Below are 25,507 nucleotides of genomic sequence, written 5' to 3'. Positions count from 1 at the left end.
AACCCTCTTATAAGAATGTTTCTAAGGCTATCTGATCAAAACGATTAACTTGCAGGTGATCGCTGACATCGTCGGCGTCATCGCGGATCAGCTGACAGGTGTGCCAGCCCGCTAAGCGCGCGGCCTCGAGTTCCTGACGGATGTCAGATAAAAACAGTAAATCCTGTGGCGGTAAAATCAGTTGCTCGGCAATGTTCTGATACGACTCAGTCTCGCGCTTGGCGCCCACGCGGGTATCGAAATAACCGCTGAACAGCGGCGTTAAATCGCCCGCGTCGCTGTATCCAAACAGCAGTTTTTGCGCATCCACCGAACCGGAAGAATAGACGCAGAGCTTCAGGCCATCTGCATGCCACGCACTCAGCTGCGGCCCGACATCCTCATACAGATGTCCGCGAAAGTCCCCGTTCTCGTAGCCGGTACGCCAGATAATGCCCTGCAACACTTTCAGCGACGTCGATTTCACATCGTTATCCATATAAGTGAAAAGCTGCTCGATCAGCGCTTCGATGCTGGCCTGTGGCCGGTCGATTTCGGCGCGCAGGCCGTCGAGTGCAGCCGCGACGTCGGGCTGTTCGTGCGCATGACGCAGGAATTCCGCCAGACGCTGGCGGGCATACGGGAATAACACCTGATGCACGAAACGGATGTCGGTGGTGGTGCCTTCAATATCAGTGACGATGGCGCGGATCATTTTGCCTCCAGCAGACGACGTTGCAGTTCACACTGGAACAGGAATTCCAGACCTTCCAGATGGCGACGCGCCTCGGCCACATCTTTGCCCCAGCAGGTCAGCCCGTGGCCGCGCAGCAGAAAACCATACTGCAACGGCGCATGCTCTGTTGAAGCCATAATTTTATCAGCCAGCGCGGGAATTTCCTGGCTGTTGTCAAAAATAGGAATAAGCACCCGATCCAAATGCGTCGTCTGGCCGCTGAGAGATTTCTGCATCTCGTAGCCTTCCAGCACCAGCGTGCCGCTGCGTTCCACCCGCGACAGCACCGTCGAATTTACCGAATGGGTATGCAGCACCGCCCCGATTTGCGGGTCGTGCGCATAGAGCATGGTATGCAGACCGGTTTCCGCCGAAGGACGACGCCCGGCCGGCGCGAGACCGCTTGCCAGTTCGACCAGCAGGAAATCCTCTGCGGTCAGTGAACCCTTGTCTTTGCCCGATTCGGTGATAAGGCAATGTTCCGCGCCCGAACGCACCGACATATTGCCGCCGGTCGCCGGGCTCCAGCCCTTCTGACCAATCCAGTGACAGGCCGCCAGCAGCGCGCCCAGTTGCAAATTTTCTGTCATCGTATTCCTGAAAAACCGTGCGTTGATGGGCTGATTTTGAGATGAAAATCGCGATATATAAATATTTGATATGTTCTAGACTGAATTGGCATTTAGCCATCTAAGCGTCTTGATTGCCAAATATTAACATCGTGTTATATTGTGAGCAACATCGCTATCTGCACCGGTCCAGGAGTATTGACCCGCCATGAGCACAGCCGCACTGATCCCCGAAAGCAAACTTCCCGCGTTAGGCACCACGATTTTCACTCAGATGAGTGCCCTGGCGCAGAAACATAACGCCATTAATCTCTCGCAGGGTTTTCCAGATTTCGACGGCCCCGGCTATTTACGCGAGCGTCTGGCGTACCACGTCAGTCAGGGGGCGAACCAGTACGCGCCAATGACCGGTACTGCGCCGCTGCGTGAAGCCATTGCCGCGAAAACCGAACAGATTTACGGCTTCGCGCCCGACACCAATACCGACATCACCATCACCGCCGGTGCCACGGAATCCCTGTACATCGCCATTACGGCGCTGGTGTCGAAAGGTGATGAAGTGATCGCCTTCGACCCGAGCTACGACTGCTACGCCCCTGCGGTGGAACTGGCGGGCGGCGTGATGAAACGTATTCAGCTCCAGCCGCCGGCGTTCAACGTAAACTGGGCGGAATTCGCCGATCAGGTCACCGACCGTACCAAACTGGTGATCATTAATACTCCGCACAACCCGTCGGCGACCGTCTGGCAAGACAGCGACGTCGAACAGCTCTGGCAGATCATTGCCGACCGCCACATTTTTGTACTCAGCGACGAAGTGTACGAGCACATCTGCTTCGCACCGCAAGGCCATGCCAGCGTGCTGCGCCATCCGCAACTGCGTCAGCGCGCTATCGCGGTTTCGTCGTTTGGTAAGACTTATCATATGACTGGCTGGCGCGTCGGCTATTGCATCGCACCGGCGGTTATCAGCGCCGAACTGCGCAAAGTCCATCAGTATCTGACGTTTTCGATCACTACCCCGGTTCAGCTGGCGCTGGCGGATATGCTGCGGGAAGCGCCGGAGCACTGGCAGGAATTACCGGCGTTTTATCAGGCCAAACGCGACCGTCTGGCGCAGGGGCTGGCAAACAGCCGCCTGAAGGTACTGCCGAGTGAGGGAACCTATTTCCTGCTGGTCGATTACAGCGACGTGTCCGATTTAGACGATGTTGCATTCTGCCACTGGCTGACTGAACATGTGGGCGTGGCGGCCATTCCGATGTCGGTATTCTGCGCCGCACCTTTCCCACATAAACTGATCCGGCTGTGCTTCGCCAAACAGGAAGCCACGCTGGACGCGGCTTCGGAGCGCCTGTGTCAACTTTAAAACTGTCCGTACTGCAACAGCCGCTGGTGTGGCTGGACGGCGAGGCCAACCTCGCCCATTTCGACAGCCTGCTCGGGGCGCTGACTGACCGCGACCTGATCCTACTGCCGGAAATGTTTACCACCGGCTTTGCCATGCAGGCACCGGGCAGCGCGCTGCCGCAGTCTCGCGTGGTGCAATGGCTGCAACAGTGGGCGCAAAAACTCAATGCAATGATTGGCGGCAGCGTAGCGCTGAGCACCCCCGACGGCGCCGTGAATCGCTTCCTGCTGGTTGAACCGCAGGGCAAAGTCCATTTTTACGATAAGCGCCACCTGTTCCGCATGGCCGGTGAGCATAACTATTATGTGGCGGGTAAACGCCGTGAAATCGTCGAATGGCGCGGCTGGCGTATCCTGCCGCAGGTCTGCTACGACCTGCGTTTCCCGGTCGCTTCGCGCAATAATCAGGATTACGATCTGGCGCTGTACGTCGCCAACTGGCCTGCCCGTCGCAGCCATCACTGGCAGACGCTGCTCACTGCCCGCGCAATTGAAAATCAGGCTTACGTCGCCGGATGTAACCGCGTCGGCGATGACGCCAACGGCCACCACTACAGCGGCGACAGTCTGATCATCAATCCGCAGGGCGAAGAGCTGGCGCGCGCCGAACCGGGTTCAGCGATGATCATTGAGGCCGAGCTGTCGCTCGAAGCATTGCAGGATTACCGCGAAGCCTTCCCCGCATGGCGCGATGCCGATACATTTTTACTGCACGATTAATCCGATCGCAACTCAGCGCTCCATCAGGACGCTGAGCAGTTTTTTCACCGCCGGGGATTGCTCAAACCGGCGGTACACCAGCCACAGTTCACTTTCTTTGAGCGGATTTTTCGGCACAATAAATCGCACGCCGGGCAGTTGGATCACCGATACCGACGCCGGAACCAGCCCGACGCCCAGCCCTGCCGCCGCCAGACTGACAATACTGGCGACATCTTTGACCTGCTGTACCAACTGCGGCGAAAAACCCGCCTGATCGCAGGCGTCGCGTACTTCCTGTCCCAGCCCTATGCCCGGTTTATCGTCCATCAGCAGCCATTCATCCTGTGCCAGCGCGGCCAGCGGCAAACTACTTTCGCCCGCTAACGGATGCTGATGATGCAAGGCGATCAGCAGCGGTTCGCAACTGAAAAGCTGTTGCTCCAGCCCCGCAGGCAACGGGCCGAAAGGCGCACGGACAATTGCCACGTCCAGAATTTCATCTGCCAGCGCTTTGAAAATATCGTCAACCTGATACGACGACAGGCCGATGGTGACGCGTGGCGCTGCGCGGTGGAACGTATTCAGCCGCTCCGGCAGCAGGCCGTTGAACATCGCGCTGGCCACGTGCCCCATCGCCACCGTTCCCTGCTCACCGCGCGCGGTGCGCTGCGCCTCACGCACGCCGCTCTCGGCAATCTGCAACGCCAGCCGGGCCTTTTGTTCAAAGGCCACACCGGCTTGTGTCAGCGTCAGACGGCGATTGGCGCGCACAAACAGCCGCACGTCCAGCCGCTCCTCCAGCGCTTTGATTTGCTGGCTCAGCGCCGGTTGCGCGATCGACAACTTCTCCGCCGCACGGCCCATGTGTAACTCCTGCGCCAGCGTCACGAAATAACGTAAATGTTTAAAATCCATCTGGGCCTGCCTGCGGAATCGATAAGTAAAATGCATCAATAATAGGTTAATGATGCAATTGATCGGCAGTGGTTAAAAGCTCAAAGTAAGAGCAATTTAGTTACGCTGGAAATCATCATGAAAAATCAGACGTCAGAACCGGCCATGCAGGCCAGCGACATCAATGACTTACGCAGCGCCATTGCGTTATTGAAACAGCACGACGGCCAATACATTGAAACCGATCATATTGTTGACCCCAATGCCGAGCTGGCGGGGGTTTACCGGCATATTGGCGCAGGCGGTACGGTGAAGCGCCCGACGCGCATCGGTCCCGCGATGATGTTTAACACTATCAAAGGCTATCCGGGTTCCCGCGTACTGGTTGGCGTTCACGCCAGCCGTCAGCGCGCCGGCATGCTGCTGGGCTGCAAGCCGGAAGATCTGGCCTTTCATATGGGCAAAGCGGTGAAAAACCCGGTCGAACCGGTGAATCTGACCAGCGGATCCGCGCCCTGTCAGGAGCAGATTTTCCTCGCTGAGGATGCGGATTTTGATCTGCGCAAACTGCTGCCAGCCCCGACTAACACGCCGCTCGATGCCGGCCCGTTTTTCTGCCTCGGGCTGGTGCTGGCGAGTGACCCCGAACTGGGCGTCAGCGATGTGACTATCCACCGTTTGTGCGTGCAGGGTAAAGATGAGCTGTCGATGTTTTTAGCCGCCGGGCGTCATATCGAAGTGTTCCGCCAGAAAGCCGAAGCGGCCGGTAGACCGTTGCCGGTCACCATCAACATGGGGCTGGATCCGGCGATTTATATCGGGGCCTGTTTCGAAGCGCCGACCACGCCGTTCGGCTTCGACGAACTTTCCGTCGCAGGTGCGCTGCGTAACCGCCCTGTAGAACTGGTGGATGCCGTTTCCGTGCCGCAAAAATCCATTGCCCGTGCCGAAATTGTGATTGAAGGCGAGCTGATCCCTAACGTCCGTGTGAAAGAAGATCAGCACACGCATACCGGCCACGCGATGCCGGAATTCCCCGGTTACTGCGGAGATGCTCATCCGTCTTTACCGGTGATCAAAGTCAAAGCGGTGACTATGCGCCATCAGGCAATTTTACAAACGCTGGTCGGTCCCGGCGAAGAGCACACCACGCTGGCGGGCATCCCGACCGAAGCGAGTATTTACAATGCGGTAGAAGCCGCCATTCCGGGTTTCCTGCAAAACGTCTATGCCCACACGGCAGGCGGCGGCAAATTTCTGGCTGTCTTGCAGGTAAAAAAACGCACTGCCACTGACGAAGGCCGTCAGGGCCAGGCTGCGCTGATTGCGCTGGCGGCTTATTCGGAACTGAAAAACGTCATTCTGGTGGATGAGGATGTGGATCTGTTCGACAGCAGCGATGTGCTGTGGGCGATGTCTACGCGTTATCAGGGGGATGTCAGCACCACGTTTCTGCCGGGGATCCGCGGGCATCAGCTTGATCCGTCACAAATGCCGGATTACAGCCCGAGCATCCGCGATCGCGGCATAAGCTGTAAAACAATTTTCGACTGCACCGTGCCTTTCGCCCTGAAAGACCGCTTCGTCCGCGCGCCGTTCCAGGATGTCGATCCGCGTCCGTTTGCGCCGGAGTTGTTTGATTAACGCAGGGAATTTGCGTCGCCCGGAATTTTCTCGGGTGACGCAATAAAAGCAGAAATTAAATCGCGCCAATATAATCAGACTTCCCAATCTTCACGCCAACGTGACGTAAAATATTGTAGGCCGTAGTGACGTGGAAATAGAAGTTCGGCACGGCGAAGGTAGTGACGTAACTGTGCGCGGTAAAATTGAGTTCGAAGTTTTTGCCTTTCACCACGATCGGACGGGATTCATCCCCTTCCAGCTGCTCCGGTTTTACACTTTCGATGAAGTGCAGGGTTTTGGCGATACGTTCCTGTAACTGCGCAAAAGTAGTTTCCGTGTCTTCCATTGCCGGGGCGGTGAGACCCGCCAGACGGGCGATTGCACCTTTCGACATATCGCTGGTGATCTGCACCTGACGCGCCAGCGGATACATATCTTCTGCCAGACGGGTGTTCAGAATTTCTTCTTCGGATTTGCCATTTTCCTGCGCCCAGGCCGCGCCTTTCTCCAGCAGAGCGGAAAGATTCTGTAAACCACGAACAAACTGTGCCGCCGTGCTGCCATAAAGTGATGCTGACATGATGCTTCCTTAATGAGTGTAGGGTTTAGAACAACCAGCGATAGATTAGCGCGTTATGGTCTTAACAGCGTGGCGATTCGTAGTAGTGAAGTGTTACCGGAGATCACTTTTGCGAGCCACCGCGCTCTTTTTGTCAACACATGTAACTACGCCTCTGTGTGGATCAGTTCTTGCATTCAATACCCCCGCAAAAACATCTGACAGAGGACACCTGATGACCATCACCTTTATTGCACACTCCACGCCCGAACCTGCGTTGTACGGCGCGATGGCAGCGATACTTGCTGAATTGCGCGCGTTGCCGCTGTGTCACTTTTCCGTCAGTCATGATGCGCGACGTTTCCCGAATGCCCGTCAGCACGTCACGGCGCAGGGGCATTCTCTGACCAGCGGACTGGTGTGGCTTGAGCGTCTGACCGGGCGCGGTGCGGGCGCTGAATCCAGTCTGGAAGCGCTGATTTATCGGGCACTTAAAGAGGATGTCGTGGTGCCGCTGCGTGAGCCTCTCTGCGCAGAACTGGCCGCCAGAATCACTGCGCATGGCATCGGTATCGAATCATTAACCGTGGTGCGCCATCAGGATAAATTCCAGCTGGAAGACTGCACCACCGGCAAAGTTCGCAGTAACGGCTGGGGGCGCGATGCCTTCGGGCGCTGGGCGTTAGGCTCGGTGTCACAACCGGTGATGCGTGCCGGGAAAACCCTTCGCGTCGCCTTAGTCGGGGATTTTACTGAACAGCGCGACAGCTATCCGGCGATGCTCGCTGCACTGGGAGATGCCGCCGATGCACTGGCAATGAACATCGACGTGGTCTGGGTAACCCCTGCACTGCTCGGCAGCCAGCTGGATTCAACCCTGTTTGACGTCGACGGTATTATTTTGCCGGGCACGACGCTGACCCATAGTGACTATCAGGCCGCGCCGCTGGCGACTGCCACGTGGGCGCTGGAGAACCAGACGCCGCTGCTGGGGATCAATCAGGGGATGCATCAGATGGTGACGGCGCTGGGGCAACGGGTGCTCGGTCAGGAACGCGTGGTGATGCAAGGCCCGTCGATGCTTGGCAGCCTGCAAACCGCGCTGCCGCTGAGTGAGTACTCACAACCGCGTCTGGGCAATCATCCGGTGAAAACCTGTGCGGGCAGCCTGCTGGCGAACAAGATGGGCGAGGAATTTACGCTGCGCTATAACCAGCGGCGTTATCTGAATCCGCACATCCTCAGCGAGCTGGAAAGCGCCGGTCTGAGGGTGTCTGGAATGGATGAAAGCGGGGAACAGGCGCAGGCGGTGGAACTGATGAATCACCCGTATTTCATCGGCGTTCAGGGGCAGCCGGAACTGATGTCACGCCGCGAGCGCCCGAATCCGCTGTTGATGGCGTTCCTGCAACAGGTCCGTCAGAGCAATCGCGAATGCGACGTCAGCCACGCAGCGCTGACCCAAAGCGTGCGGATCAGGCATCCGCACTTTTCGTTAGGGTGAGATGTGCAGATCAGCTTCCGCGATACGTCGAGTAAGAATAGGGGCTGATCAGCAGCGGCAGGTGGTAGTGATCCTGCCCGCCATCAATCGTTACGTCGATGATCGCCGAACCGTACAGCGTCTCGCGGCCGGTTGCGGCGAAGTAGCCGCCGATATCTGCCCACAGGCGGTAATGGCCTGAATCCACCGCCTCAGGCGTTAATTTTGCCGCACGGCCATCGGCGTCAGTCTGCGTTTCGCTGATTAAGATGACGTTCTGCCCGTCGATTTTCTCCAGCCATACACGGACGCTGGCGGCGGGCTGGCCGAGTGATGTATCAAGAATATGCGTGGTAATTTTAGTCATGACTGAAAATCTCCTTTAAGCGCAGCAGGGTGATTTCTTTGAGTTGCTGCGCAGTTTCCTGACTTTCGGTTTCCGGCGAATTCTGTAAACGCCTTTGCAGATTTTCGAGGATTTCCTGCGAGCTGCGGCCTTTAGCGCGGATCAAAAATACCCGGCCAAAGCGCTGCTCGTAACGCAGGTTGCCCTCGTGCAACGCATCTATAATCTCCTGATGGCTGATGTTCAGCGTCGCCTGTTCGCCGCGCGACAGCTGTGCTTCTTTGCTGCTGCCGCCTGCCCGTTCACCGATGCGCGGATGCGCCAACAGCGCCTGCGTGATATCTGCCGCCCGCCAGTGCAGGCAGGCCGCCTCAGCGCACTGCATCAGCCGCTCCACAGAAGAATAAGGCCGCGCGTCGCTGACCTGTTTCGCCCAGGCGGGAATATTCACCAGCGGGCGCAGCAGCGCGACGGCTTCGAACTCGGACAGCGCATTAAATTCTCCGAGGGTCACAGATGCCCCTCCCCCGAAACTCAGCACCGTATTGATGTACGCCTGCACCGCAAACGCCACGTCACCGGTCGTGACCGATTCGTCCGGATGATGGCTGATGCCGTCTTTGCAACGCACGAACAGCATGCCGACCGGCCAGCATTGGGCGATAGCAATGGCGTCGTGCCCCGCCCCGCTCGGCAACGACATCGCCTGCCCCTGCAACGGCAAAATGCTTTGATTCAGCCGGTGCTGCAAACCTTCGTCGCACTCCGTCGCGCTGATGCCGTAAAACTGTTCGGCTTCAAATGTCAGCCCCCGACGTTGGGCAATCTCATGGCCTTTCGCCAGCAAAACTTTCAGCAACGCACACAAATCTTCATCGCGCGGCCCGCGGGCGTCGAGAGACAATTTCACCTGCCCCGGAATGACGTTTACCGCGCCCGGCAGACATTCCAGTGTGCCGACGGTCGCGACCAGATTGCGGCCGGTGGCGGCTGTAATACTTTCGATAGCCAGCGTCCATTCGGCGGCAGCAGTCAGGGCGTCCTGGCGCTGCCCCATCGGCACGGTTCCGGCGTGACCGGCGTGGCCGGTGAACTGGCAGTTCAGGCGGCGTGCGCCGTTGATCGCGGTCACCACACCGAGCGGCACATCGGCCGTTTGCAGGCACGGGCCTTGTTCGATATGACATTCCAGATACGCGCAGAAATCGCTGACGGCGCGCCGGGATGCGCCAATGTGCAGCGGTTCCAGCCCGACATTAATCATCGCCTCGGCAACAGAGATCCCCTGCGCGTCCCGGCGTTCGAGCCAGTCGGCGGGCCAGGTGCCGGTCAGTCCGCGACTGCCCAGCAGAGTGATGCCAAACCGCGTGCCCTCTTCATCGCAGAACCCGACGACTTCCACCGCCATCGGTAAACGCATGGCGTTCTGATGCAAATACGACACCACTTCGAGCGCCGTCAGCACACCAAGCGGGCCGTCGTAGCGCCCCGCGTTACGCACGCTGTCGAGATGCGAGCCGAGCAGCAGCGCAGGCGCAGAAGGATCCAGCCCTTCGTAGCGTCCGCAGATATTGCCGACGCTGTCCTGCCAGACGCGCATCCCGGCGGCGGCCATCCATTCACCCACCTGACGGTTGGCCTGTAAATGTTCCGGCGAGAGATACACCCGGGTCAGCTGACCCGGCGTTTCGCTGATGGCGGCCAGCGCATCGCAGCGCGCCATCACCCGTTCGGCCGCTCGCGCCGCGCTTTCGGACACCGCTGCCAGCGTTAAGGCTTCTGCCATTACTGACCTCCTGCGTAATGTTCCCAGGCGGCCTGCGAACCGGCACCGTATTTCGATGCAAACCCCAGACGATGCAGTACGGCTTCCAGCGCCACCAGCGTTTGCAATACGCAATCTTTGCGGGCGTTGTAGCCCATAGTGCCGATACGCCAGATTTTTCCGGCCAGCGGACCAAAGGAGGTGCCGATCTCAATGCTGAAATCGTTGAGCATCATCTGGCGCACCTGTTCGCCGTGAATGCCCTGCGGGATCACCACGCCAAGCACGTTGTTCATACGGTGATCCAGGTCGCCAAACACTTCCAGCCCCATCCCCTGAATGCCGGCCAGCAGCGCACCACCGTGCAATTTGTGGCGCGCAATGCTGTTATCCAAACCTTCTTCGAGAATGATTCGCGCGCATTCGCGTGAGGCGAACAGCATGCTGGTGGCTTCGGTATGGTGGTTCAGACGTTCCGGCCCCCAGTAATCCATGATCATGCCCAGATCGAAATAGTTGGAATAGATCATCTCCTCGTCTCCGTCGGCGTGATCGGCGGTGCGGATCCCTTCTTCAACACATTTACGGCGGCGGATTTGTTCTTCAAAACGCGGGCTGATGGTGACCGGCGAGCTGCCGGACGGGCCGCCGAGGCATTTCTGCAGACCGGCCGACACGGCGTCTAATCCCCACGCATCGGTTTCCATCGGGTTGCCGCCGAATGAAGCTGTGGCGTCCGAATAGAACAGCACGCCATGACGGCGGCAGATCTCGCCGAGCTGTTCCAGCGGCTGCAACATAGTGGTCGAGGTGTCGCCCTGCACGGTCAGCAGCCAGCGGGGTTTAACCGATTTAATCGCATCTTCGATTTGCTGTGGGTCAAACACTTCGCCCCACGGCGCTTCTATGGTGTGGACTTCCGCGCGGCAACGACGGGCGATTTCGCACAGCAGATGGCCGAAGCGGCCAAACACCGGTACCAGCACTTTGTCACCCGGACGGATGCCGGAAAGCAGCACGGCTTCGATACCGGCGCGCGAGGTACCGTCGATCAGGAAGGTCCACTGGTTTTCGGTTTTGTACAGCGCGCGGTACAGCGCCATCACTTCGTTCATGTAGCCGGTCATGACCGGGTCATATTGCCCGACCAGCTGGCTCGCCATCGCCCGCAGCACGCGCGGGTCAGCGTTGATCGGCCCCGGCCCCATCAGCAGACGGGTTGGCGGGTTGATTTGTCCGAGTGTTTTGATGTCCAGCATAGCGTGTCCTTGTATGAGGTTTATCAGACCGCAGCTTCATTCAGGCCGCGTACCGATGCGATAAATTGTTTTAACTCCGGGGTTTGCGGATTGGCAAACAGCGCCCGGCTTTCGCCCTGTTCCCACACGGTGCCCTGATGCATAAACACCACGCGGTCGCCCACTTCGCGGGCAAAATTCATTTCGTGTGTCACCAGCACCAGCGTCATGCCCTCTTTCGCCAGCTGCTCGAGCACTTTCAACACTTCGCCGACCAGCTCAGGATCGAGCGCCGAGGTGATTTCATCACACAGCAGCACTTTCGGGTTCATCGCCAGCGCACGGGCAATCGCCACGCGTTGCTGCTGGCCGCCGGAAAGGTTGGACGGGTAATAATCCATGCGATCCGCCAGTCCGACTTTCGCCAGCATCTGCGCCGCCAGTTCACGGCATTCGGCGGCGGATTTTTTTAACACGCGGCGCGGTGCCAGCATGACATTTTCCAGCGCGGTCATGTGTGGGAAAAGATTGAAACTCTGGAACACCATGCCGACCGAGCGGCTGATGTCACGCGCCTGCGAGTCGCGATCGGTGATGGTCATCCCGCCGAGTTTGATGCTGCCGTCCTGATAGCCTTCCAGCCCGTTCATGCAGCGCAGCAACGTACTTTTCCCGGAACCGCTGCGGCCAATGATGGAGATCACTTCGCCGCTGTCGATATCCAGATCCACGCCTTTGAGGACGTGGTTCTGACCATAAAATTTTTGAACCTGATTGATTGTGATCAGCGGCATTACTGTTTATCTCCACGCAACGATTTTTCTAAATGCTGGCTGTAACGCGACAGCGGATAACACATCAGGAAGTAGCCCAGCGCCACTAATCCGAACACTTTGAACGGCTCAAACGTTACGTTATTGAGCATCGTGCCGGCTTTGGTCAGCTCGACGAAACCAATGATCGATGCCAGCGCGGTGCCTTTCACCACCTGTACGGAAAACCCAACGGTCGGCGCAATCGCGATACGCAGCGCCTGCGGGGCGACCACGCGCCACAGCGTCTGACCAAAATTCAGGCCGAGGCAGCGTGAGGCTTCCCATTGGCCTTTTGGCAGTGCGGCGATGCTGCCGCTCCAAATATCCACCAGATAGGCGCTGGTATATAAGGTCAGCGCCAGCGCCGCCGCGGTCCACGGGCTGACGTTGATGCCGAACAAACCCAGGCCGAAGAACGCCAGAAACAGCTGCATCAGCAGCGGCGTGCCCTGAAACAGCTCGGAATATAAACGCACAAACAATGACGGCCAGCGGCGTTTGGTCAGGCGCATCAGCAACAGCGGCAAGGTGACCAGCGTGCCGCCGATGAACGCGGTCAGCGAGAGCAGGATTGTCCAGCGCGCCGCCAGCAGCAGATTGCGCACAATGTCCCAGTCGGAGAACGTCATCATCAGTTTTCACTCCCAAAGAAGCGGCGTCCGGCCAGCAGCAATAACTGACGCATCGCAACCGACAGTAATAAATAGAACAGCGTGGTGACCAGATACACTTCAAAACTGAGGAAGGTGCGCGACTGAATTAAGTTCGCAGCGAACGTCAGTTCTTCGTAAGACACCTGAGAAACCACAGAGGAGCCGAGCATCACGATAATGCACTGGCTGACCAGCGACGGATAAATGCGTTTGAGCGACGGCGGCAAAACAATACGCAGAAACGTCTGGCTGCGGCTCAGCCCCAGCACACGCCCCGCTTCCCACTGGCCTTTCGGCGTCACCTGAATACCGGCGCGGATAATTTCGGTGCTGTACGCGCCGAGGTTAATCAGCATCGCCAGCAACGCGGCCTCGCCTGCGGTCATTTTCAAACCGATGGCCGGCAGACCAAATACGATGAAAAACAGCTGTACGACAAACGGCGTATTACGGATGGCTTCGACGTACACACCCCACGCAGCGCGCAGGGTTTTATGATTGCCGCAGCGAATGGCCGCGCCGCAAATCCCGATCGCGACGCCGCCAATCGTTGCCATCACCGTCAGCTCAATGGTGGTCCATAAACCGGCCAACAGCTCCGGCATGTACGGCCACAGCGCGCTAAAGTTAAGCTGATAGGTCATGAAAGATCCTCGTCAAACGACTGATTACGCGCCGATGGAAGCCGGCAGCGGAGCCTTCATCCATTTTTCGGACAACGTGTTCAGCGTCTTATCTTTCACGCCTTCGGCAATCAGTTCGTTCACTTTATCTTTCAGCGCCGGTTCGTCTTTACGCAGGCCGACGTAACACGGTGAATCTTTCAACATCACTTTGGATTCAGGCGCTTTGGCCGGGTTCATGCGAGCAATCGCCGCGACGACCAGGTTGCCGGTTGCGATGTATTCCACCTGACCGGACAGGTACGCCGACAGCGTGGTGTTGTTATCTTCGTAACGCTGAATTTTGGCATCTTTCGGTGCCACATCAGTCAGCGCCAGATCTTCCACCGCACCACGGGTTACGCCGATGGTTTTACCAGAAAGCGCGCTCAGATCTGCCAGCTTGTCGCCCTTCGCGCCAAATACGCCGAGGAAGAACGGTGCATAAGCGTTGCTGAAATCGATGACTTTCTCACGTTCGGCGTTCTTCCCGAGGCTGGAGATCACCAGATCCACTTTATCGGTTTGCAAATAAGGCACGCGGTTGGCGCTGGTAACCGGCACCAGTTGCAACTTAAGTTTCATCTTATCGGCCAGATACTGCGCCATGTCGATGTCATACCCTTCCGGCTGCAAATCCTTGCCCACCGAACCAAACGGCGGGAAATCCTGCGGTACTGCCACGCGCAGCACGCCGCGTTTTTGAATATCCTGCAACTGATCGGCCATCACGCTGGATGCCTGAAGAACCAGCATTGCAGCACCTGCCCACGCCAACAGCCGTTTGTTCATGTTCATAGATTATCTCCGGTGAAAGGTTTTTGGAACGATAGATTCTTATAAACATGACTCTGCAACGAATGTGCCAAAAGCGATTCAACCGAAGAAATGTGCGCGAAGTCACGGTATGACAAGGGATTATGAAGAATGGAAACTTTTCATGGCCGCGTTTTTTGCCCTGCGGCAGGGCAAAAAAACGCTAAGCGGATAAATTCCGGCGCACCTTAACTGTGCAAAGGCACCAAAAAAGCGCCCTGTTTGAACCGGGATCGGGAATCAGCGCTGTTCGAGCTCGTCGAGATCGCTGTACAGATCGTTTATCTGATGAATTCGCTGACGGCCGGAGGCCAGCATCTCATGCAGCAACGCGTTGCTGAGTAAGTTGGCCAGACTCATCGCCGACGAATAGCTGTCGAAGGCCGATACGCTGTCGAGCGGCGTCGCCAGATGCCAGGTCGCCAGCGTGGTCAGCGTCTGTGCCTGCGGCTCGCAGATAAGCAGCACCGGTACGCCCAGCGTCTGTAACTGCGTGAGAATCGCCTTCGCCATGCGTGGTCTGCGGCGGAAAGCGACGAAAATCACCACGTCCTGCACGGTCAGATCCGCCAGCTCTTCCGCCAGCGTCTGCCCCGGCTGCGGCATCATCACCACGCCCGGACGCACCTGAATCAGCTGCTGGCGCAGGTGCAGCGCCACCGGATAGCTGTTGCGAAAGCCCAGCAGACGCACCTGTCGCGCCTGACTCAGCGCGGCGGTCAGCGCGCTGAACTGCGCGGCGTCGATCTGGTTAATCCACTGCGTCAGGTTGGCCATTTCCTGCTTATAGTGCCGGGACAACAGCGTGTTGCCCTGCACCGCATCGCGGCTGTCGGTCAGCGGCATTCCGCTCTGGCGCAGCGTGCGCATTTCATCGCGCATGTCGCGATAGCTCGGGTAACCGAGCCGCTTAAACAGGCGGCTTACCGTCGCCTTCGACACCCCGCTAAGCCGCGCCAGCTCTGCGCTATTGTAGCTCATCAGGTCATCAATGCTGGCGAGGATAAAATCGGCTACGCGTTGTTCCTGCGGCGTCAGTGCCGGGTAATGCTCGCGCAGACGCTCGTCAATTTGTTTCATGTCCGACCCTTTTGTAACGGAAGTTTCAGTCAATGGCGGAACATACCATGCACTATGCTTGCCAATGCAAGCGAATTTATCCGTGAACCTGGTGGGATCCTGCGGATGTGGAACACCTCTTGCTTAACATAATGACATCGCGCCCTCTTCCCCTGCACGCGCGGCTGATATCAGCACATAAGAAAAGACACGCAACAAAGGACATCGCATGATTAACAGTAACAGCGCGCCGTTAGGCATGGCGGTCACGCCTCATCATCTGGCGAGCCAGAGTGCGCTTGCGGTATTACGCGAAGGCGGCAATGCCATTGAAGCCATGGTGGCCGCCGCCGCGACCATCGCCGTGGTCTATCCGCACATGAACGGCCTCGGCGGCGACGGCTTCTGGCTGATTGTGCCGCCACAGGGTAATCCTGTCGCCATTGACGCCAGCGGCGCAGCCGGATCGCTCGCTTCTCTCGATTTCTATGCCGGTGAAACGCACATTCCGCACCGTGGCCCGAAATCTGCGCTGACCGTGGCAGGCACCGTCGGCGGCTGGCAGGAAGCGCTAAACGTTTCCGCTGAATTTGGCGGCGAGCAAAAACCGCTGTCGCGCCTGCTGCGTGACGCGATCCGTTACGCCTCAGACGGCATTCCGCTGACCGCCTCGCAGGAGGCCGCCACCCGTGCCAAACAGCACGAACTCAAAGACATCCGATCCTTCACCGACGTATTTCTGCCCAACGGCGAAGTGCCACGCGCCGGAAACCGTTTTACCCAGCCGCAGTTAGCGCAGACCTTATCGATGCTGTGCGAAGACGGGCTGGAAAGTTTCTACCGTGGCGAGCTGGCTGACAGCATGGCCGCCGACATGGAAAAGCTCGGTATGCCGGTCACCCGCGCCGATCTCGCGGCCTATAAACCCCAGCGCCGCACCCCCTTGCGCCTCAGGCACAGCAAAGGGGAAATCTTCAACCTGACGCCGCCGACGCAGGGTCTGGTCTCGCTGGCGATCCTCGGTCTGACCGATCGTCTGCCGCTTGAAGGCATGGACGAAAGCGCCACCATTCACAGCATCGTCGAAGCCACCAAACTGGCGTTCGGCCTGCGCGACCGTTTCATCACCGATCCGCGCATGATGACGCAGGACGCCCAAAGCCTGCTTGATCCGCAGTACCTCGACGCTCTCGCCACCCGCATCAAACCCCACAGCGCCGCCGAATGGGGCAAGGGCAAAGGGCCGGGCGATACCGTCTGGATGGGCGTAATGGACAGCAGCGGGCTGGCGGTCTCCTTCATTCAGAGCATTTATCACGAATTTGGCAGCGGCGTGGTGTTGCCGGAGAGCGGCGTCCTGTGGCAAAACCGCGGTGCCTCGTTCAGCCTCGACCCGGAACATCTGCTGGCGCTCGCGCCGGGCAAACAACCCTTCCATACGCTCAACCCGGCCGCCGCCCGTTTATACGATGGTCGCACGATGGTGTATGGCTCGATGGGCGGTGACGGCCAGCCGCAAACGCAGGCCGCAGTGTTCATCCGTCACGTGGTGCAGGGGCAATCCTTACAACAGGCGATCAGCGGCCCGCGCTGGCTGCTCGGCCGCACCTGGGGCGAAAGCTCAGACTCACTGAAACTGGAAGGCCGTTTCGAATATCCGACGCTCGCCGGGCTGCGCCAGCGCGGTCACGACGTCGAGCTGTTACCGGATTTCAGCGAAGCCGTCGGCCATGCGGGCGCAATTGTGCGCCACACCAACGGCATGTTTGAAGGCGCGTCCGACCCGCGCAGCAACGGCAGCGCTGCCGGTTTTTGATAAGGAGAAAACACCATGAAAAACACACCTGTTGCGACCGACTGGGCCGCTTATGTCCGCCAGATGGAATCCGTTCTGGCGCTGGAAATCGACGACGCACGTCGTCAGGAATTACTGGTGCAATTCAGCCGCATCGCGCAGATGGCGCAACCGCTGATGGATTTACCGCTCGACCCGCGTCTGGAAATCGCCGGGGTATACAGAGCATGAAATCGTTGGAAAATTTCACCATCAGCCAGTTGCATCTGGCGATTGCGCAGGGCGACATCTCCGCCAGCGAAGTTGCCACCATTACGCTCGACGCCGTCGACCAGGCCAATCCGGTGATCAACGCGTACACCCACATCACCCGCGAACGGATGTTGAGCGAAGCCGCGAAAGTCGATAAAACCCGCGCCAGCGGTGCGACGTTACCGCCGCTGGCCGGGATTCCCTATGCGGTGAAAAACCTGCTGGACGTCGCGGGCGAAGTCACTCTGGCCGGTGCCAGCCTCAACAGTAGCAACGCCGCCGCGCGGCACGACGCATGGACTATTTCACGGCTGGCCGCACAGGGCGCGACGCTGTCCGGCATGCTGAACATGGACGCTTACGCCTACGGTTTCACCACCGAAAACAGCCACTATGGCGCGACGCGTAACCCGCGCGATCTGTCCCGCGTCGCAGGCGGATCCTCCGGCGGTTCGGCGGCTGCGGTCGCTGCCGGTCTGGTGCATTTCACGCTTGGCAGCGACACCAACGGATCCATCCGCGTGCCCGCCTCGCTCTCGGGCATTCTAGGCCTGAAACCGACGTTCGGGCGGATCTCCCGCAGCGGCAGCCAGCCGTTTGTCGCCAGCCTCGATCATCTCGGGCCCCTGGCGCGTTGCAGCGAAGATCTTTCACAGGTCTACGACGCCATTCAGGGCACCGATCCGCAGGATCATTTTCAGGCAGATAAGCCTAACACCGAGACATTTTCCCAGTTAAAACGCGGGCAGCAGGGTTTACGCACCGCTGTTCTCGGTGGCTATTTTTCGACATGGTGCGACGAGCACGCCAAAGCCGCCGTGCTGAAGGTAGCGCAGGCGCTGGAGGCTCATGAAGAGTTCGAGATCCCTCAGGCCGAACTGGCGCGCTCTGCGGCGTTTATCATCAGCGCGTCGGAAGGCGGCAATCAGTATTTGCCAAAACTGCGAGCGATCCCGGATCAGTTTGAGCCGCTTTCCCGCGAGCGATTGCTGGCAGGGGCGATGATCCCGGCGGCGTGGTACGTGCAGGCGCAACGTTTCCGTCATCAGTTTCAGCAACAGGTGTTGCCATTGTTCGACCATTGGGACATCTTGATTGCGCCAGCCACGCCGTGTCCGGCGACCTTAATCGGTCAGGAAACGATCCACATCAACGGTCTGGACCTGCCAACACGCGCCAGTATGGGCATGCTGACGCAGCCGATTTCGTTCCTTGGCCTGCCAGTGGTGACCGTTCCAGTGACCACCGCGACGGGTTTGCCGATAGGATTACAACTGATAGCACCGCCGTGGCGGGAAGATCTGTGCTTGCGCGCCGCGTGGGCGCTCGAGCTTCAAGGCATCGTGAAAGTCAGCAGTTCTTCGGTGATCTAAAATTACCGTTTTCCAGGGTGAAGAGAGTAAATCATGAAAACTGACAATATAGACCGCCCGGCGATCCTCGCCGAAATGAACGCGGCATTTTATCGTTATGAGCAGGCGCTGATCACCAACGATACCGCCGTGCTCGATGAGCTGTTCTGGCATGATCCGCGGACCGTGCGTTACGGCGCAGGGGAAAATCTCTACGGCATCGAAGCCATTCGCGAGTTCCGCGCCGCCCGCCCTTCTCAGGGGCTGGATCGTGATTTGATCAACACGACGATCACCACCTTTGGCGATGACATGGCGATCGCCAGCACTGAGTTTCGTCGGGAAGGTACGGACAAGATCGGACGGCAGCAGCAGACCTGGGTGAAAATGCTGAGCGGATGGAAGATTGTAGCAGCGCATGTGAGTTTGATGGTTTGATCGAGAAAATTTCGGTTTTTCAATACCGGTGATCACCTGACTTTTCGCGCCTAAACCGACCAAGAGAGGGAAGTGCTTTCCCTCTCTTGGATCTCTCCCCGCTTTTTCAAACACGCGCTGTCGCCAGACCGATGGACGTGTTCTGTGACTTCCGTGGAGGCGCAAAATCTTGCCGCTCCGCGGTCCCTTCGATCGGTCTTCGAGCCATAGGTCTCGAAACACTCTCTCAGCAAAATTTTTTATCGCGCCTTAGTGGGATCTTAAAAACATCGCTGCGGTTTGGGGTTTTTATTTATATGTTGCTGTTATCGCTATTCGTCATAACTTCTCGCGTCATTTCGAAATTTTAACAGGCTTTTTTCTCATCCTGAGCCGGTGAGGTTGTGACCTAAAACTTCTGGCCGCTTTCAAAAATCACGCCGGAGGAAGAGGTGGAAAACCGCGCGGCTTTTTGGCGCGGGTTGTAACCCGACCGGAGGGCACCGCACAGCGGCGGGATTTTGCGGCAATAGCGGTGGCTACTGAAACAGAGCCCGTCTGCATGGCACGTGTTTTAAAAAACGCGGGAGTCCAGAGGGCGCGCGTTTACGCGTCCTTTGGGCCGGTTTGGGCGGCGAGCCCAAGGTTTTGACCTTGAATTTGAAGTGGGCAACACCCCAAGGTTTTGACCTTATCCTTTAGCCGAAACCGGAGCCGGATGCTCCCTCCCCCAGTGGTCCGCAATCTCCTGCCTTTTACATACCCAAACACGCTCATGTGACCCGATGTAATCGAGAAACCGCTGTAAAGCCCGAAAACGTCCCGGACGGCCAAGTATCCGGCAGTGCATCCCAATCGACATCATCTTCGGGGACGTTTCCCCCTCTTCATACAACACATCGAACGTGTCTTTCAGATAGGTATAAAACTGCTCTCCGGTGTTGAAACCCTGCGGAGAGGCAAACCGCATGTCGTTGGTTTCCAGCGTATACGGGATCACCAGATGCTGTTTAGTTTCGCCCGAATCCAGTTTGACCGGCGTCCAGAAAGGCAGATCATCGCCGTAGTAGTCGCTGTCATACTGGAAACCGCCTGACTGCGCGACCAGCTGTCGGGTATTCGGGCTGTCGCGGCCTGTATACCAGCCGAGCGGCACTTTGCCGAATAAGTCACGCAGCACGGTGATGGCTTTTTCCATGTGCTCAGCCTCTTCGGCTTTGCTCATATCCTGATAGTGGATCCAGCGCCAGCCGTGGCTGACGACGTCGTAATCCGCCGCTTTGATGGCGTTGACGATTTCCGGGTTACGCGCCAGCGCCATGGCGACGCCGAACACGGTCAGCGGCAGGCCGCGTTTCTGAAATTCATTGTGGATCCGCCAGAACCCGGCGCGGGAGCCATATTCGTACAGCGAATCCATCGACATATGACGGTCAGGGAAACTGGCCGCGCCGATGATGTCCGAAAGAAATTGTTCGGAACCGGCGTCGCCGTGCAGGACGTTATTCTCCGCGCCCTCTTCGTAATTAAGGACAAACTGCACCGCGATACGGGCGTTGCCGGGCCAGCTGGCATGCGGCGGGCGACCGGCGTAGCCGATCAGGTCACGCGGGTAGGCTTCGGTAAAACCATAATCAGACTCAGGCATAATGATCTCTCAGATTCAGTCCGGCAAAACGGCCAGACAAGGGTTTTTCCAGCGGATAATCCAGATCGCCGTGTTTACTGGTTGTCAGGCGCAACGCCGCCAGCGATTCCACCATTTTGACAGCGGCACTGACGCCGTCGATCACCGGGATATTCAGCTCCAGCGTCAGTTCCTGCGCCAGATCGGCCATCCCACCGCAACCGAGCACAATCGCCCCGCTACCGTCATTTTTTTTCGCTGCAATACATTGCTCACGCACTTTCTGCTGCGCCAGCCCGCTGCCGTCTTCCAGCGATAACACCGGCAGATCGATGGCGTGCAGCGCCGCACAGTGACGCTCGAAACCGTACTGATGTAACAAATGACGGGCGATAGTCAGCGTGCGCGGCAACGTGGTGACGATGGAAAAACGTGTCGCCAGCATCGTCGCCAGATGCATCGCCGCTTCTGCGATGCCAATCACCGGACCGCGCGCCAGTTCACGGGCGGCCAGCAAACCAGGGTCACCGAAGCAGGCGATAATGTGGCCGTCTACACCCGCATCACGCCCGGCTTTCACCTGCTGTAAAACGCCGAGCGTGGCGATAGCTTCATCAAAATGCCCTTCTATCGACGGCGCGCCTTCTTCGGGGCACACCGCCATGATTTGTGTATCCCGCGCCGCGACCGAGCGTGCGGTTTGTGCCATCACTTCCGTCATCGCACGGCTGGTGTTCGGATTGATGAGTTGTATACAAAGCGGACGCGACATCAGCGTATCTCCCCAGCGTTAACCGCCCTTTGGGAGGCGAAGATTTGTGCAAAATCCGGCATCTGTCCGTTGTTCTGCTCGAAACGCAGGCTGGCGACGATGCTGTCGAAGTGGTGCGCCATGCTTTCGGTCAGCACAGCAATATCGCGTTTTTTCAGCAGTTCGAGAAGATCCTCATGATCGTGGCAACGGCAACCCTGCTGCCATGGCGCGCCCCAGGCGGCGATCGCCAGTGAGGATCGCAGCGTCAGCTGAGAGACCGATTCGGTCAGGACTTTATTGCCGGATATGGCCTGAATCTGAACGTGGAAAGCGGCGGAAAGACGGATCGCCGCCGCACCGTCGCGCGCTTCGTGGGCGCGCTTTTCTTCCTGCACCAGTTTTTTCATTGCCACCAGATGCGTGGACTGACAGCGGGCAATCACCAGCGGCAGGTTGGCACATTCGAGAATTTTTCGGGTGGCGAATACATCGCGGGATTCTTCTGCGTCCGGCGTGGTGACGTGCGCACCACGCTTGGGCAAGATCGTCACCAGTTGCACTGCGGCAAGGCGTTGCAACACGCGGCGGATGCCGGTGCGGCTCACTGAAAAGACTTCCGCCAGCGCTTCTTCCGGCAATTTGCTGCCCGGTAACAGCTGGTGCTCGACAATCGATTTCACCAGCGCGTTATAAATATGGTCGTCCTTATCCTCGGTAAAATAGGCCGTATTCAGCCCGCTCCAACTGGTCATTGCCGTTACTCCGTATACCGTTCGTGTATTAATCGTATACATGAAATAGATTTTTTGTATACAAAAAGTGAAATTTGGCCTGATTCGTGCAGTGCTCCTGTGACTGCTTTCATCTTTTGGCAGCCGGGATCCGGCTTCCGACTTTCACATGTTGTTTATGACAGGAGCACGATTTATGCCAAATCAGGAAATCACCTCCGCCACGGCGTCCTCTGAACAGAGCGCCGGGATCATCAAGCCTTATTACAGCCCGCGGCTGTGTAATGATGATTTAGCGCCAACGCGTCACCAAAACTGGAGCTGGTACAACATATTTTCTTTCTGGATGTCCGATGTGCACAGCATGGGCGGATACGTGGTCGCCGCCAGCTTTTTCACGCTCGGCCTGACCAGCTGGCAGGTGTTGCTGTGTCTGCTGTGCGGGATTTGTATCGTGCAGATTTGTGCAAACCTGATGGCGAAGCCGAGCCAGCAGGCCGGTGTGCCATACGCCGTGATTTGCCGTCAGGCATTCGGCGTGTTTGGCGCCAATATTCCGGCGGTCATTCGCGGACTGATTGCGTTCGCCTGGTACGGCATTCAGACCTATCTGGCGGCCAGCGCACTGATGCTGGTGCTGCTGAAATTCTTCCCGTCGATCACGCCATTGACCGTACCGCACTGGCTGGGTCTGTCGGCGCTGGGCTGGATCTGTTTCGGCATTATGTGGGTATTACAGGCGATGGTGTTCTGGCATGGAATGAGCGCCATCAAGCGTTTCATCGACGTAGCTGGCCCGGCGGTGTACGTGGTGATGCTGATGCTGGCGGGTTGGATCCTGTATAAAACTGGCCTGAGCAATATCTCGTTCACGCTTTCCACCAAAACGCTGACCGTCGGCCAGCAGGGTTGGGAAATGCTGACCGCCACCGCGCTGGTCGTCTCCTACTTCTCCGGCCCGCTGCTGAACTTCGGCGACTTTTCGCGCTACGGCAAAAGCATGAGCGAAATCCGCCGTGGCAACCGCTGGGGTCTGCCGTTTAACTTTCTGCTGTTCTCGATTGTGACTGTGGTGATCGTGTCTGGTACACAATCCCTGTTCGGCCAGATGATCACCGATCCCATCGAAACCGTCAGCCGTGTAGGTAACAGCGTTGCCGTGGCTCTCGGCTTGCTGACCATGATCATCGCCACCATTGGTATCAATATCGTGGCGAACTTCGTGTCACCGGCCTTCGACTTCTCTAACTGCTCACCGCAGAAAATCAGCTTCCGCACCGGCGGGATGATCGCCGCTGTCGGTTCCGTATTGCTGACACCTTGGAACCTGTTCCAGTCACCAGAGCTTATTCACTACACGCTGGACGTGCTGGGCGCATTCATCGGTCCGTTGTTCGGGATTTTGCTGGTGGATTATTATCTGATCAAACGCGGCCAAATGGACGTCGATGCACTATTCAACGCCACACCGTCCGGCCGGTACTGGTACCGCAACGGGTTCAACCCGAAAGCCATCGCCGCGCTGGTGCCCGCCGTGGTGATTGGCCTGCTCATCAGCTTTACGCCGAGCCTTCATCAGGTAGCGAACTTCAGCTGGTTTATTGGCGCGTTGCTTTCCGGCGGCTGTTATCGCTTTATCGCCCGTCACGATCGCGTGACCAGCGGCGAGGTGGGCTACCTGAAAACCGAAACGGAATAATAAGGCCTGTCAGGAAGGAACATTGCCAGGACGGCAGAAACGACGAAGCCCTGAGTGATTTCTCACTCAGGGCTTCTGAATAGTGGCGGAACGGACGGGGCTCGAACCCGCGACCCCCTGCGTGACAGGCAGGTATTCTAACCAACTGAACTACCGCTCCGCGTTTTGTTCTGGTTAAGAACGAAGCGGATATTAAGGAATCGCCGCTATTGCGTCAATGCTTTTCCTCTCGTTTTCAACCGACTGCACAGTTTTTCTGCATCCTGCGTATTTTAAGTGCAACAGCCCGAAATAATGACTCAGGAACGCCAGAGGCAACTGCCGCCCTTTTTCACCACCAAATCCAGACGCTCTTCATGCCACGTCAGTTCCTGCTCGCTGGCGTTAATCACTTTCAGCCCCGACGCCGGGCGTTTAATCCGCTGGATCCCCTGCCCGTCAGCTCCGGTATTTTGCTCGCCCTCGTGGGTGAACTTGATGCTGGTCTGGCCCCCGGTCATCATCAGATAAACTTCAGCCAGAATTTCGGAGTCAAGCAGTGCGCCGTGAAGCGTGCGTTTGCTGTTGTCGATCAGGTAGCGATCGCTTAGCGCATCGAGGTTATTACGCTTGCCGGGAAACAGCTTACGCGCCATCGCCAGACTGTCGGTAATCTTACAGAACGTTTCAGTTTTCGGCAGACCACGTCCGAGCATGTCGAACTCGTAATCCATAAAGCCGATATCGAACGTCGCGTTATGGATGACAAGTTCGCCGCCGCGAATGTATTCGATAAAGTCGTCGGCGACGTCGGCAAACGTCGGTTTATCGGCGAGGAATTCGTCGCTGATGCCGTGAACGCCGAAGGCTTCCGGGTCGATCAGACGGTCGGGTTTGAGATAAACGTGGAAATTGCGGCCGGTCAGGCGGCGATTCACCACCTCAACGGCACCGATTTCAATAATCCGGTGTCCTTCGTAGTGGACGCCGAGTTTGTTCATACCGGTGGTTTCGGTATCGAGAACAATCTGTCTGGTAGGAGAAGAAATCATATTGCAGTGCTCGCAGCGCTCGTTTATGTCAGACTTGGCTTTTACATTTGATGGAAGAGTCTACCAGAGATGACCAAACAGGTAGAAATTTTCACCGACGGCTCCTGCCTGGGTAATCCCGGCCCCGGCGGTTTCGGTGCGATTTTACGCTATAAGCAGCACGAAAAAGAATTCAGCGCAGGGTTCCGGCTGACCACTAATAACCGCATGGAAATGATGGCGGCCATTGTGGCACTCGAAGCGCTTTCCACGCCGTGCGAAGTGACACTGAGCACCGACAGCCAGTATGTGCGCCAGGGGATTACTACCTGGATCCACAACTGGAAAAAGCGCGGCTGGAAAACAGCGGATAAGAAGCCGGTAAAAAACGTCGATTTGTGGAAGCGTCTCGACGCCGCCATTCAGACGCATCAGCTGAACTGGATGTGGGTAAAAGGCCATGCCGGTCACCCGGAAAACGAACGCTGTGACTTACTGGCAAAAGAAGCGGCGGGCAATCCGACGCTGGAAGATGTCGGTTATCAGGCCGAAAGTTAA

Annotated in this window: 26 protein-coding genes, 1 tRNA gene and 1 pseudogene; 10 read left to right on the top strand and 18 right to left on the bottom strand. The window is 57.7% G+C overall.

What is annotated here, in order from left to right:
• Positions 1-7: 7 nt before the first annotated feature.
• Entirely contained in the window at positions 8-694 is a 687-nt protein-coding gene (gene mtnC, locus ACMHLI_RS08315) for an acireductone synthase (RefSeq protein WP_413529064.1), read from the bottom strand.
• The gene (locus ACMHLI_RS08310; protein ID WP_413529063.1) at positions 691-1,305 is read right to left on the bottom strand and encodes a methylthioribulose 1-phosphate dehydratase; all 615 of its coding nucleotides are present in this window, start codon (positions 1,303-1,305) and stop codon (positions 691-693) included. Before ACMHLI_RS08310 ends, mtnC begins: the two co-directional genes overlap by 4 nt.
• 187 nt (positions 1,306-1,492) lie before the next feature.
• Here ACMHLI_RS08310 and ACMHLI_RS08305 point away from each other — a divergent pair, with 187 nt between their 5' ends.
• Together ACMHLI_RS08305 and ACMHLI_RS08300 are read left to right on the top strand one after the other, a co-directional pair.
• Positions 1,493-2,653: a pyridoxal phosphate-dependent aminotransferase gene (locus ACMHLI_RS08305; RefSeq protein WP_413529062.1), complete on the top strand. Its 1,161-nt coding sequence runs from the start codon at positions 1,493-1,495 to the stop codon at positions 2,651-2,653.
• On the top strand, positions 2,641-3,414 hold the full coding sequence (locus tag ACMHLI_RS08300; RefSeq protein ID WP_413529061.1) for an amidohydrolase: 774 nt from the start codon (positions 2,641-2,643) through the stop codon (positions 3,412-3,414). The genes ACMHLI_RS08305 and ACMHLI_RS08300 overlap by 13 nt, the downstream gene beginning before the upstream one ends.
• A 12-nt stretch (positions 3,415-3,426) precedes the next feature.
• Here the strand turns inward: ACMHLI_RS08300 and ACMHLI_RS08295 are convergent, their stop codons facing one another.
• A complete protein-coding gene (locus ACMHLI_RS08295; protein ID WP_413529060.1) occupies positions 3,427-4,311 on the bottom strand; it encodes a LysR substrate-binding domain-containing protein in 885 nt (294 codons plus the stop codon).
• A 144-nt stretch (positions 4,312-4,455) separates the two neighbouring features.
• Here ACMHLI_RS08295 and ACMHLI_RS08290 point away from each other — a divergent pair, with 144 nt between their 5' ends.
• Positions 4,456-5,934: a UbiD family decarboxylase gene (locus ACMHLI_RS08290; protein WP_413529513.1), complete on the top strand. Its 1,479-nt coding sequence runs from the start codon at positions 4,456-4,458 to the stop codon at positions 5,932-5,934.
• A gap of 55 nt (positions 5,935-5,989) precedes the next feature.
• Here ACMHLI_RS08290 and ACMHLI_RS08285 read toward each other — a convergent pair whose 3' ends face one another.
• Complete coding sequence (locus tag ACMHLI_RS08285; RefSeq protein ID WP_413529059.1) at positions 5,990-6,496, bottom strand: DUF1993 domain-containing protein; 507 nt, start codon at positions 6,494-6,496, stop codon at positions 5,990-5,992.
• A 214-nt stretch (positions 6,497-6,710) separates the two neighbouring features.
• Between ACMHLI_RS08285 and ACMHLI_RS08280 the strand changes: the two genes are divergently transcribed.
• Positions 6,711-7,979 (top strand): glutamine amidotransferase-related protein, encoded by a 1,269-nt coding sequence (locus ACMHLI_RS08280; protein ID WP_413529058.1) that lies wholly within the window; start codon positions 6,711-6,713, stop codon positions 7,977-7,979.
• A gap of 10 nt (positions 7,980-7,989) precedes the next feature.
• Here ACMHLI_RS08280 and uraH read toward each other — a convergent pair whose 3' ends face one another.
• The 9 genes and pseudogenes from uraH to ACMHLI_RS08235 all read right to left on the bottom strand — a co-directional run bounded on the left by uraH (position 7,990) and on the right by ACMHLI_RS08235 (position 15,333).
• On the bottom strand, positions 7,990-8,325 hold the full coding sequence (gene uraH, locus ACMHLI_RS08275) for a hydroxyisourate hydrolase (RefSeq protein ID WP_413529057.1): 336 nt from the start codon (positions 8,323-8,325) through the stop codon (positions 7,990-7,992).
• Positions 8,318-8,818 (bottom strand): 2-oxo-4-hydroxy-4-carboxy-5-ureidoimidazoline decarboxylase, encoded by a 501-nt coding sequence (gene uraD, locus ACMHLI_RS08270; protein WP_413529512.1) that lies wholly within the window; start codon positions 8,816-8,818, stop codon positions 8,318-8,320. The genes uraH and uraD overlap by 8 nt, the downstream gene beginning before the upstream one ends.
• A gap of 18 nt (positions 8,819-8,836) precedes the next feature.
• Positions 8,837-10,090: pseudogene (hpxK, locus tag ACMHLI_RS08265) on the bottom strand (allantoate amidohydrolase); the annotation flags it as partial.
• Positions 10,090-11,328, bottom strand: a complete 1,239-nt coding sequence (locus ACMHLI_RS08260) for a pyridoxal-phosphate-dependent aminotransferase family protein (RefSeq protein ID WP_413529056.1) — start codon at positions 11,326-11,328, stop codon at positions 10,090-10,092. The pseudogene hpxK and the gene ACMHLI_RS08260, both read right to left, overlap by 1 nt.
• 23 nt (positions 11,329-11,351) lie before the next feature.
• Complete coding sequence (locus ACMHLI_RS08255) at positions 11,352-12,101, bottom strand: amino acid ABC transporter ATP-binding protein (protein ID WP_112164727.1); 750 nt, start codon at positions 12,099-12,101, stop codon at positions 11,352-11,354.
• On the bottom strand, positions 12,101-12,754 hold the full coding sequence (locus ACMHLI_RS08250) for an ABC transporter permease subunit (protein ID WP_167457517.1): 654 nt from the start codon (positions 12,752-12,754) through the stop codon (positions 12,101-12,103). The genes ACMHLI_RS08255 and ACMHLI_RS08250 overlap by 1 nt, the downstream gene beginning before the upstream one ends.
• A complete protein-coding gene (locus ACMHLI_RS08245; RefSeq protein WP_413529055.1) occupies positions 12,754-13,419 on the bottom strand; it encodes an amino acid ABC transporter permease in 666 nt (221 codons plus the stop codon). The genes ACMHLI_RS08250 and ACMHLI_RS08245 overlap by 1 nt, the downstream gene beginning before the upstream one ends.
• A 24-nt stretch (positions 13,420-13,443) precedes the next feature.
• Positions 13,444-14,229, bottom strand: a complete 786-nt coding sequence (locus ACMHLI_RS08240; protein ID WP_413529511.1) for a transporter substrate-binding domain-containing protein — start codon at positions 14,227-14,229, stop codon at positions 13,444-13,446.
• 264 nt (positions 14,230-14,493) lie between these two features.
• Positions 14,494-15,333, bottom strand: coding sequence for a MurR/RpiR family transcriptional regulator (locus ACMHLI_RS08235; RefSeq protein ID WP_413529054.1), 840 nt, complete (start codon positions 15,331-15,333; stop codon positions 14,494-14,496).
• Between the two features lie 208 nt (positions 15,334-15,541).
• Here ACMHLI_RS08235 and ACMHLI_RS08230 point away from each other — a divergent pair, with 208 nt between their 5' ends.
• From ACMHLI_RS08230 to hpxZ, 4 genes are read left to right on the top strand one after another with little or no spacing between them, the layout of a single operon-like run.
• A complete protein-coding gene (locus tag ACMHLI_RS08230) occupies positions 15,542-17,128 on the top strand; it encodes a gamma-glutamyltransferase family protein (protein WP_413529053.1) in 1,587 nt (528 codons plus the stop codon).
• 15 nt (positions 17,129-17,143) lie between these two features.
• Positions 17,144-17,338 (top strand): oxalurate catabolism protein HpxX, encoded by a 195-nt coding sequence (gene hpxX, locus ACMHLI_RS08225; protein ID WP_413529052.1) that lies wholly within the window; start codon positions 17,144-17,146, stop codon positions 17,336-17,338.
• The gene (locus tag ACMHLI_RS08220; RefSeq protein ID WP_413529051.1) at positions 17,335-18,732 is read left to right on the top strand and encodes an AtzE family amidohydrolase; all 1,398 of its coding nucleotides are present in this window, start codon (positions 17,335-17,337) and stop codon (positions 18,730-18,732) included. Before hpxX ends, ACMHLI_RS08220 begins: the two co-directional genes overlap by 4 nt.
• Before the next feature lie 33 nt (positions 18,733-18,765).
• A complete protein-coding gene (gene hpxZ, locus ACMHLI_RS08215) occupies positions 18,766-19,149 on the top strand; it encodes an oxalurate catabolism protein HpxZ (protein ID WP_112164719.1) in 384 nt (127 codons plus the stop codon).
• Positions 19,150-19,819: 670 nt separating this feature from the next.
• Here hpxZ and puuE read toward each other — a convergent pair.
• Genes puuE through ACMHLI_RS08200 form a run of 3 tightly spaced genes read right to left on the bottom strand, consistent with a single transcriptional unit; the run spans position 19,820 to position 22,261 of the window.
• Positions 19,820-20,776, bottom strand: coding sequence for an allantoinase PuuE (puuE, locus tag ACMHLI_RS08210; RefSeq protein ID WP_413529050.1), 957 nt, complete (start codon positions 20,774-20,776; stop codon positions 19,820-19,822).
• Positions 20,769-21,527: an aspartate/glutamate racemase family protein gene (locus ACMHLI_RS08205; protein WP_413529049.1), complete on the bottom strand. Its 759-nt coding sequence runs from the start codon at positions 21,525-21,527 to the stop codon at positions 20,769-20,771. Before ACMHLI_RS08205 ends, puuE begins: the two co-directional genes overlap by 8 nt.
• Positions 21,527-22,261, bottom strand: coding sequence for a GntR family transcriptional regulator (locus tag ACMHLI_RS08200; RefSeq protein ID WP_413529048.1), 735 nt, complete (start codon positions 22,259-22,261; stop codon positions 21,527-21,529). Before ACMHLI_RS08200 ends, ACMHLI_RS08205 begins: the two co-directional genes overlap by 1 nt.
• 175 nt (positions 22,262-22,436) lie before the next feature.
• Between ACMHLI_RS08200 and ACMHLI_RS08195 the strand changes: the two genes are divergently transcribed.
• A complete protein-coding gene (locus ACMHLI_RS08195; RefSeq protein ID WP_413529047.1) occupies positions 22,437-23,939 on the top strand; it encodes an NCS1 family nucleobase:cation symporter-1 in 1,503 nt (500 codons plus the stop codon).
• 83 nt (positions 23,940-24,022) lie between these two features.
• Here ACMHLI_RS08195 and ACMHLI_RS08190 read toward each other — a convergent pair.
• Together ACMHLI_RS08190 and dnaQ are read right to left on the bottom strand one after the other, a co-directional pair.
• Positions 24,023-24,099: transfer RNA gene (locus ACMHLI_RS08190), tRNA-Asp, on the bottom strand.
• 139 nt (positions 24,100-24,238) lie between these two features.
• Positions 24,239-24,970 (bottom strand): DNA polymerase III subunit epsilon, encoded by a 732-nt coding sequence (gene dnaQ, locus ACMHLI_RS08185; RefSeq protein WP_413529046.1) that lies wholly within the window; start codon positions 24,968-24,970, stop codon positions 24,239-24,241.
• A 69-nt stretch (positions 24,971-25,039) separates the two neighbouring features.
• Between dnaQ and rnhA the strand changes: the two genes are divergently transcribed.
• Positions 25,040-25,507: a ribonuclease HI gene (gene rnhA, locus ACMHLI_RS08180; RefSeq protein WP_413529045.1), complete on the top strand. Its 468-nt coding sequence runs from the start codon at positions 25,040-25,042 to the stop codon at positions 25,505-25,507.

Source organism: Rahnella inusitata (genome assembly GCF_965118895.1).
Taxonomy (GTDB): Bacteria; Pseudomonadota; Gammaproteobacteria; order Enterobacterales; family Enterobacteriaceae; genus Rahnella; species Rahnella inusitata_A.
Note: the sequence above shows the minus strand (reverse complement) of the source record. Positions and strands in the feature narration are given on the sequence as shown.

Bases quoted from the DNA above. Each gene is read 5' to 3' on its own strand.
- mtnC (WP_413529064.1), bottom strand. From the start codon at position 694: ATGATCCGCGCCATCGTCACTGATATTGAAGGCACCACCACCGACATC.
- ACMHLI_RS08310 (WP_413529063.1), bottom strand. From the start codon at position 1,305: ATGACAGAAAATTTGCAACTGGGCGCGCTGCTGGCGGCCTGTCACTGG.
- ACMHLI_RS08305 (WP_413529062.1), top strand. From the start codon at position 1,493: ATGAGCACAGCCGCACTGATCCCCGAAAGCAAACTTCCCGCGTTAGGC.
- ACMHLI_RS08295 (WP_413529060.1), bottom strand. From the start codon at position 4,311: ATGGATTTTAAACATTTACGTTATTTCGTGACGCTGGCGCAGGAGTTA.
- ACMHLI_RS08290 (WP_413529513.1), top strand. From the start codon at position 4,456: ATGCAGGCCAGCGACATCAATGACTTACGCAGCGCCATTGCGTTATTG.
- ACMHLI_RS08285 (WP_413529059.1), bottom strand. From the start codon at position 6,496: ATGTCAGCATCACTTTATGGCAGCACGGCGGCACAGTTTGTTCGTGGT.
- ACMHLI_RS08280 (WP_413529058.1), top strand. From the start codon at position 6,711: ATGACCATCACCTTTATTGCACACTCCACGCCCGAACCTGCGTTGTAC.
- uraH (WP_413529057.1), bottom strand. From the start codon at position 8,325: ATGACTAAAATTACCACGCATATTCTTGATACATCACTCGGCCAGCCC.
- ACMHLI_RS08260 (WP_413529056.1), bottom strand. From the start codon at position 11,328: ATGCTGGACATCAAAACACTCGGACAAATCAACCCGCCAACCCGTCTG.
- ACMHLI_RS08255 (WP_112164727.1), bottom strand. From the start codon at position 12,101: ATGCCGCTGATCACAATCAATCAGGTTCAAAAATTTTATGGTCAGAAC.
- ACMHLI_RS08250 (WP_167457517.1), bottom strand. From the start codon at position 12,754: ATGATGACGTTCTCCGACTGGGACATTGTGCGCAATCTGCTGCTGGCG.
- ACMHLI_RS08245 (WP_413529055.1), bottom strand. From the start codon at position 13,419: ATGACCTATCAGCTTAACTTTAGCGCGCTGTGGCCGTACATGCCGGAG.
- ACMHLI_RS08240 (WP_413529511.1), bottom strand. From the start codon at position 14,229: ATGAACAAACGGCTGTTGGCGTGGGCAGGTGCTGCAATGCTGGTTCTT.
- ACMHLI_RS08235 (WP_413529054.1), bottom strand. From the start codon at position 15,333: ATGAAACAAATTGACGAGCGTCTGCGCGAGCATTACCCGGCACTGACG.
- ACMHLI_RS08230 (WP_413529053.1), top strand. From the start codon at position 15,542: ATGATTAACAGTAACAGCGCGCCGTTAGGCATGGCGGTCACGCCTCAT.
- hpxX (WP_413529052.1), top strand. From the start codon at position 17,144: ATGAAAAACACACCTGTTGCGACCGACTGGGCCGCTTATGTCCGCCAG.
- ACMHLI_RS08220 (WP_413529051.1), top strand. From the start codon at position 17,335: ATGAAATCGTTGGAAAATTTCACCATCAGCCAGTTGCATCTGGCGATT.
- hpxZ (WP_112164719.1), top strand. From the start codon at position 18,766: ATGAAAACTGACAATATAGACCGCCCGGCGATCCTCGCCGAAATGAAC.
- puuE (WP_413529050.1), bottom strand. From the start codon at position 20,776: ATGCCTGAGTCTGATTATGGTTTTACCGAAGCCTACCCGCGTGACCTG.
- ACMHLI_RS08205 (WP_413529049.1), bottom strand. From the start codon at position 21,527: ATGTCGCGTCCGCTTTGTATACAACTCATCAATCCGAACACCAGCCGT.
- ACMHLI_RS08200 (WP_413529048.1), bottom strand. From the start codon at position 22,261: ATGACCAGTTGGAGCGGGCTGAATACGGCCTATTTTACCGAGGATAAG.
- ACMHLI_RS08195 (WP_413529047.1), top strand. From the start codon at position 22,437: ATGCCAAATCAGGAAATCACCTCCGCCACGGCGTCCTCTGAACAGAGC.
- dnaQ (WP_413529046.1), bottom strand. From the start codon at position 24,970: ATGATTTCTTCTCCTACCAGACAGATTGTTCTCGATACCGAAACCACC.
- rnhA (WP_413529045.1), top strand. From the start codon at position 25,040: ATGACCAAACAGGTAGAAATTTTCACCGACGGCTCCTGCCTGGGTAAT.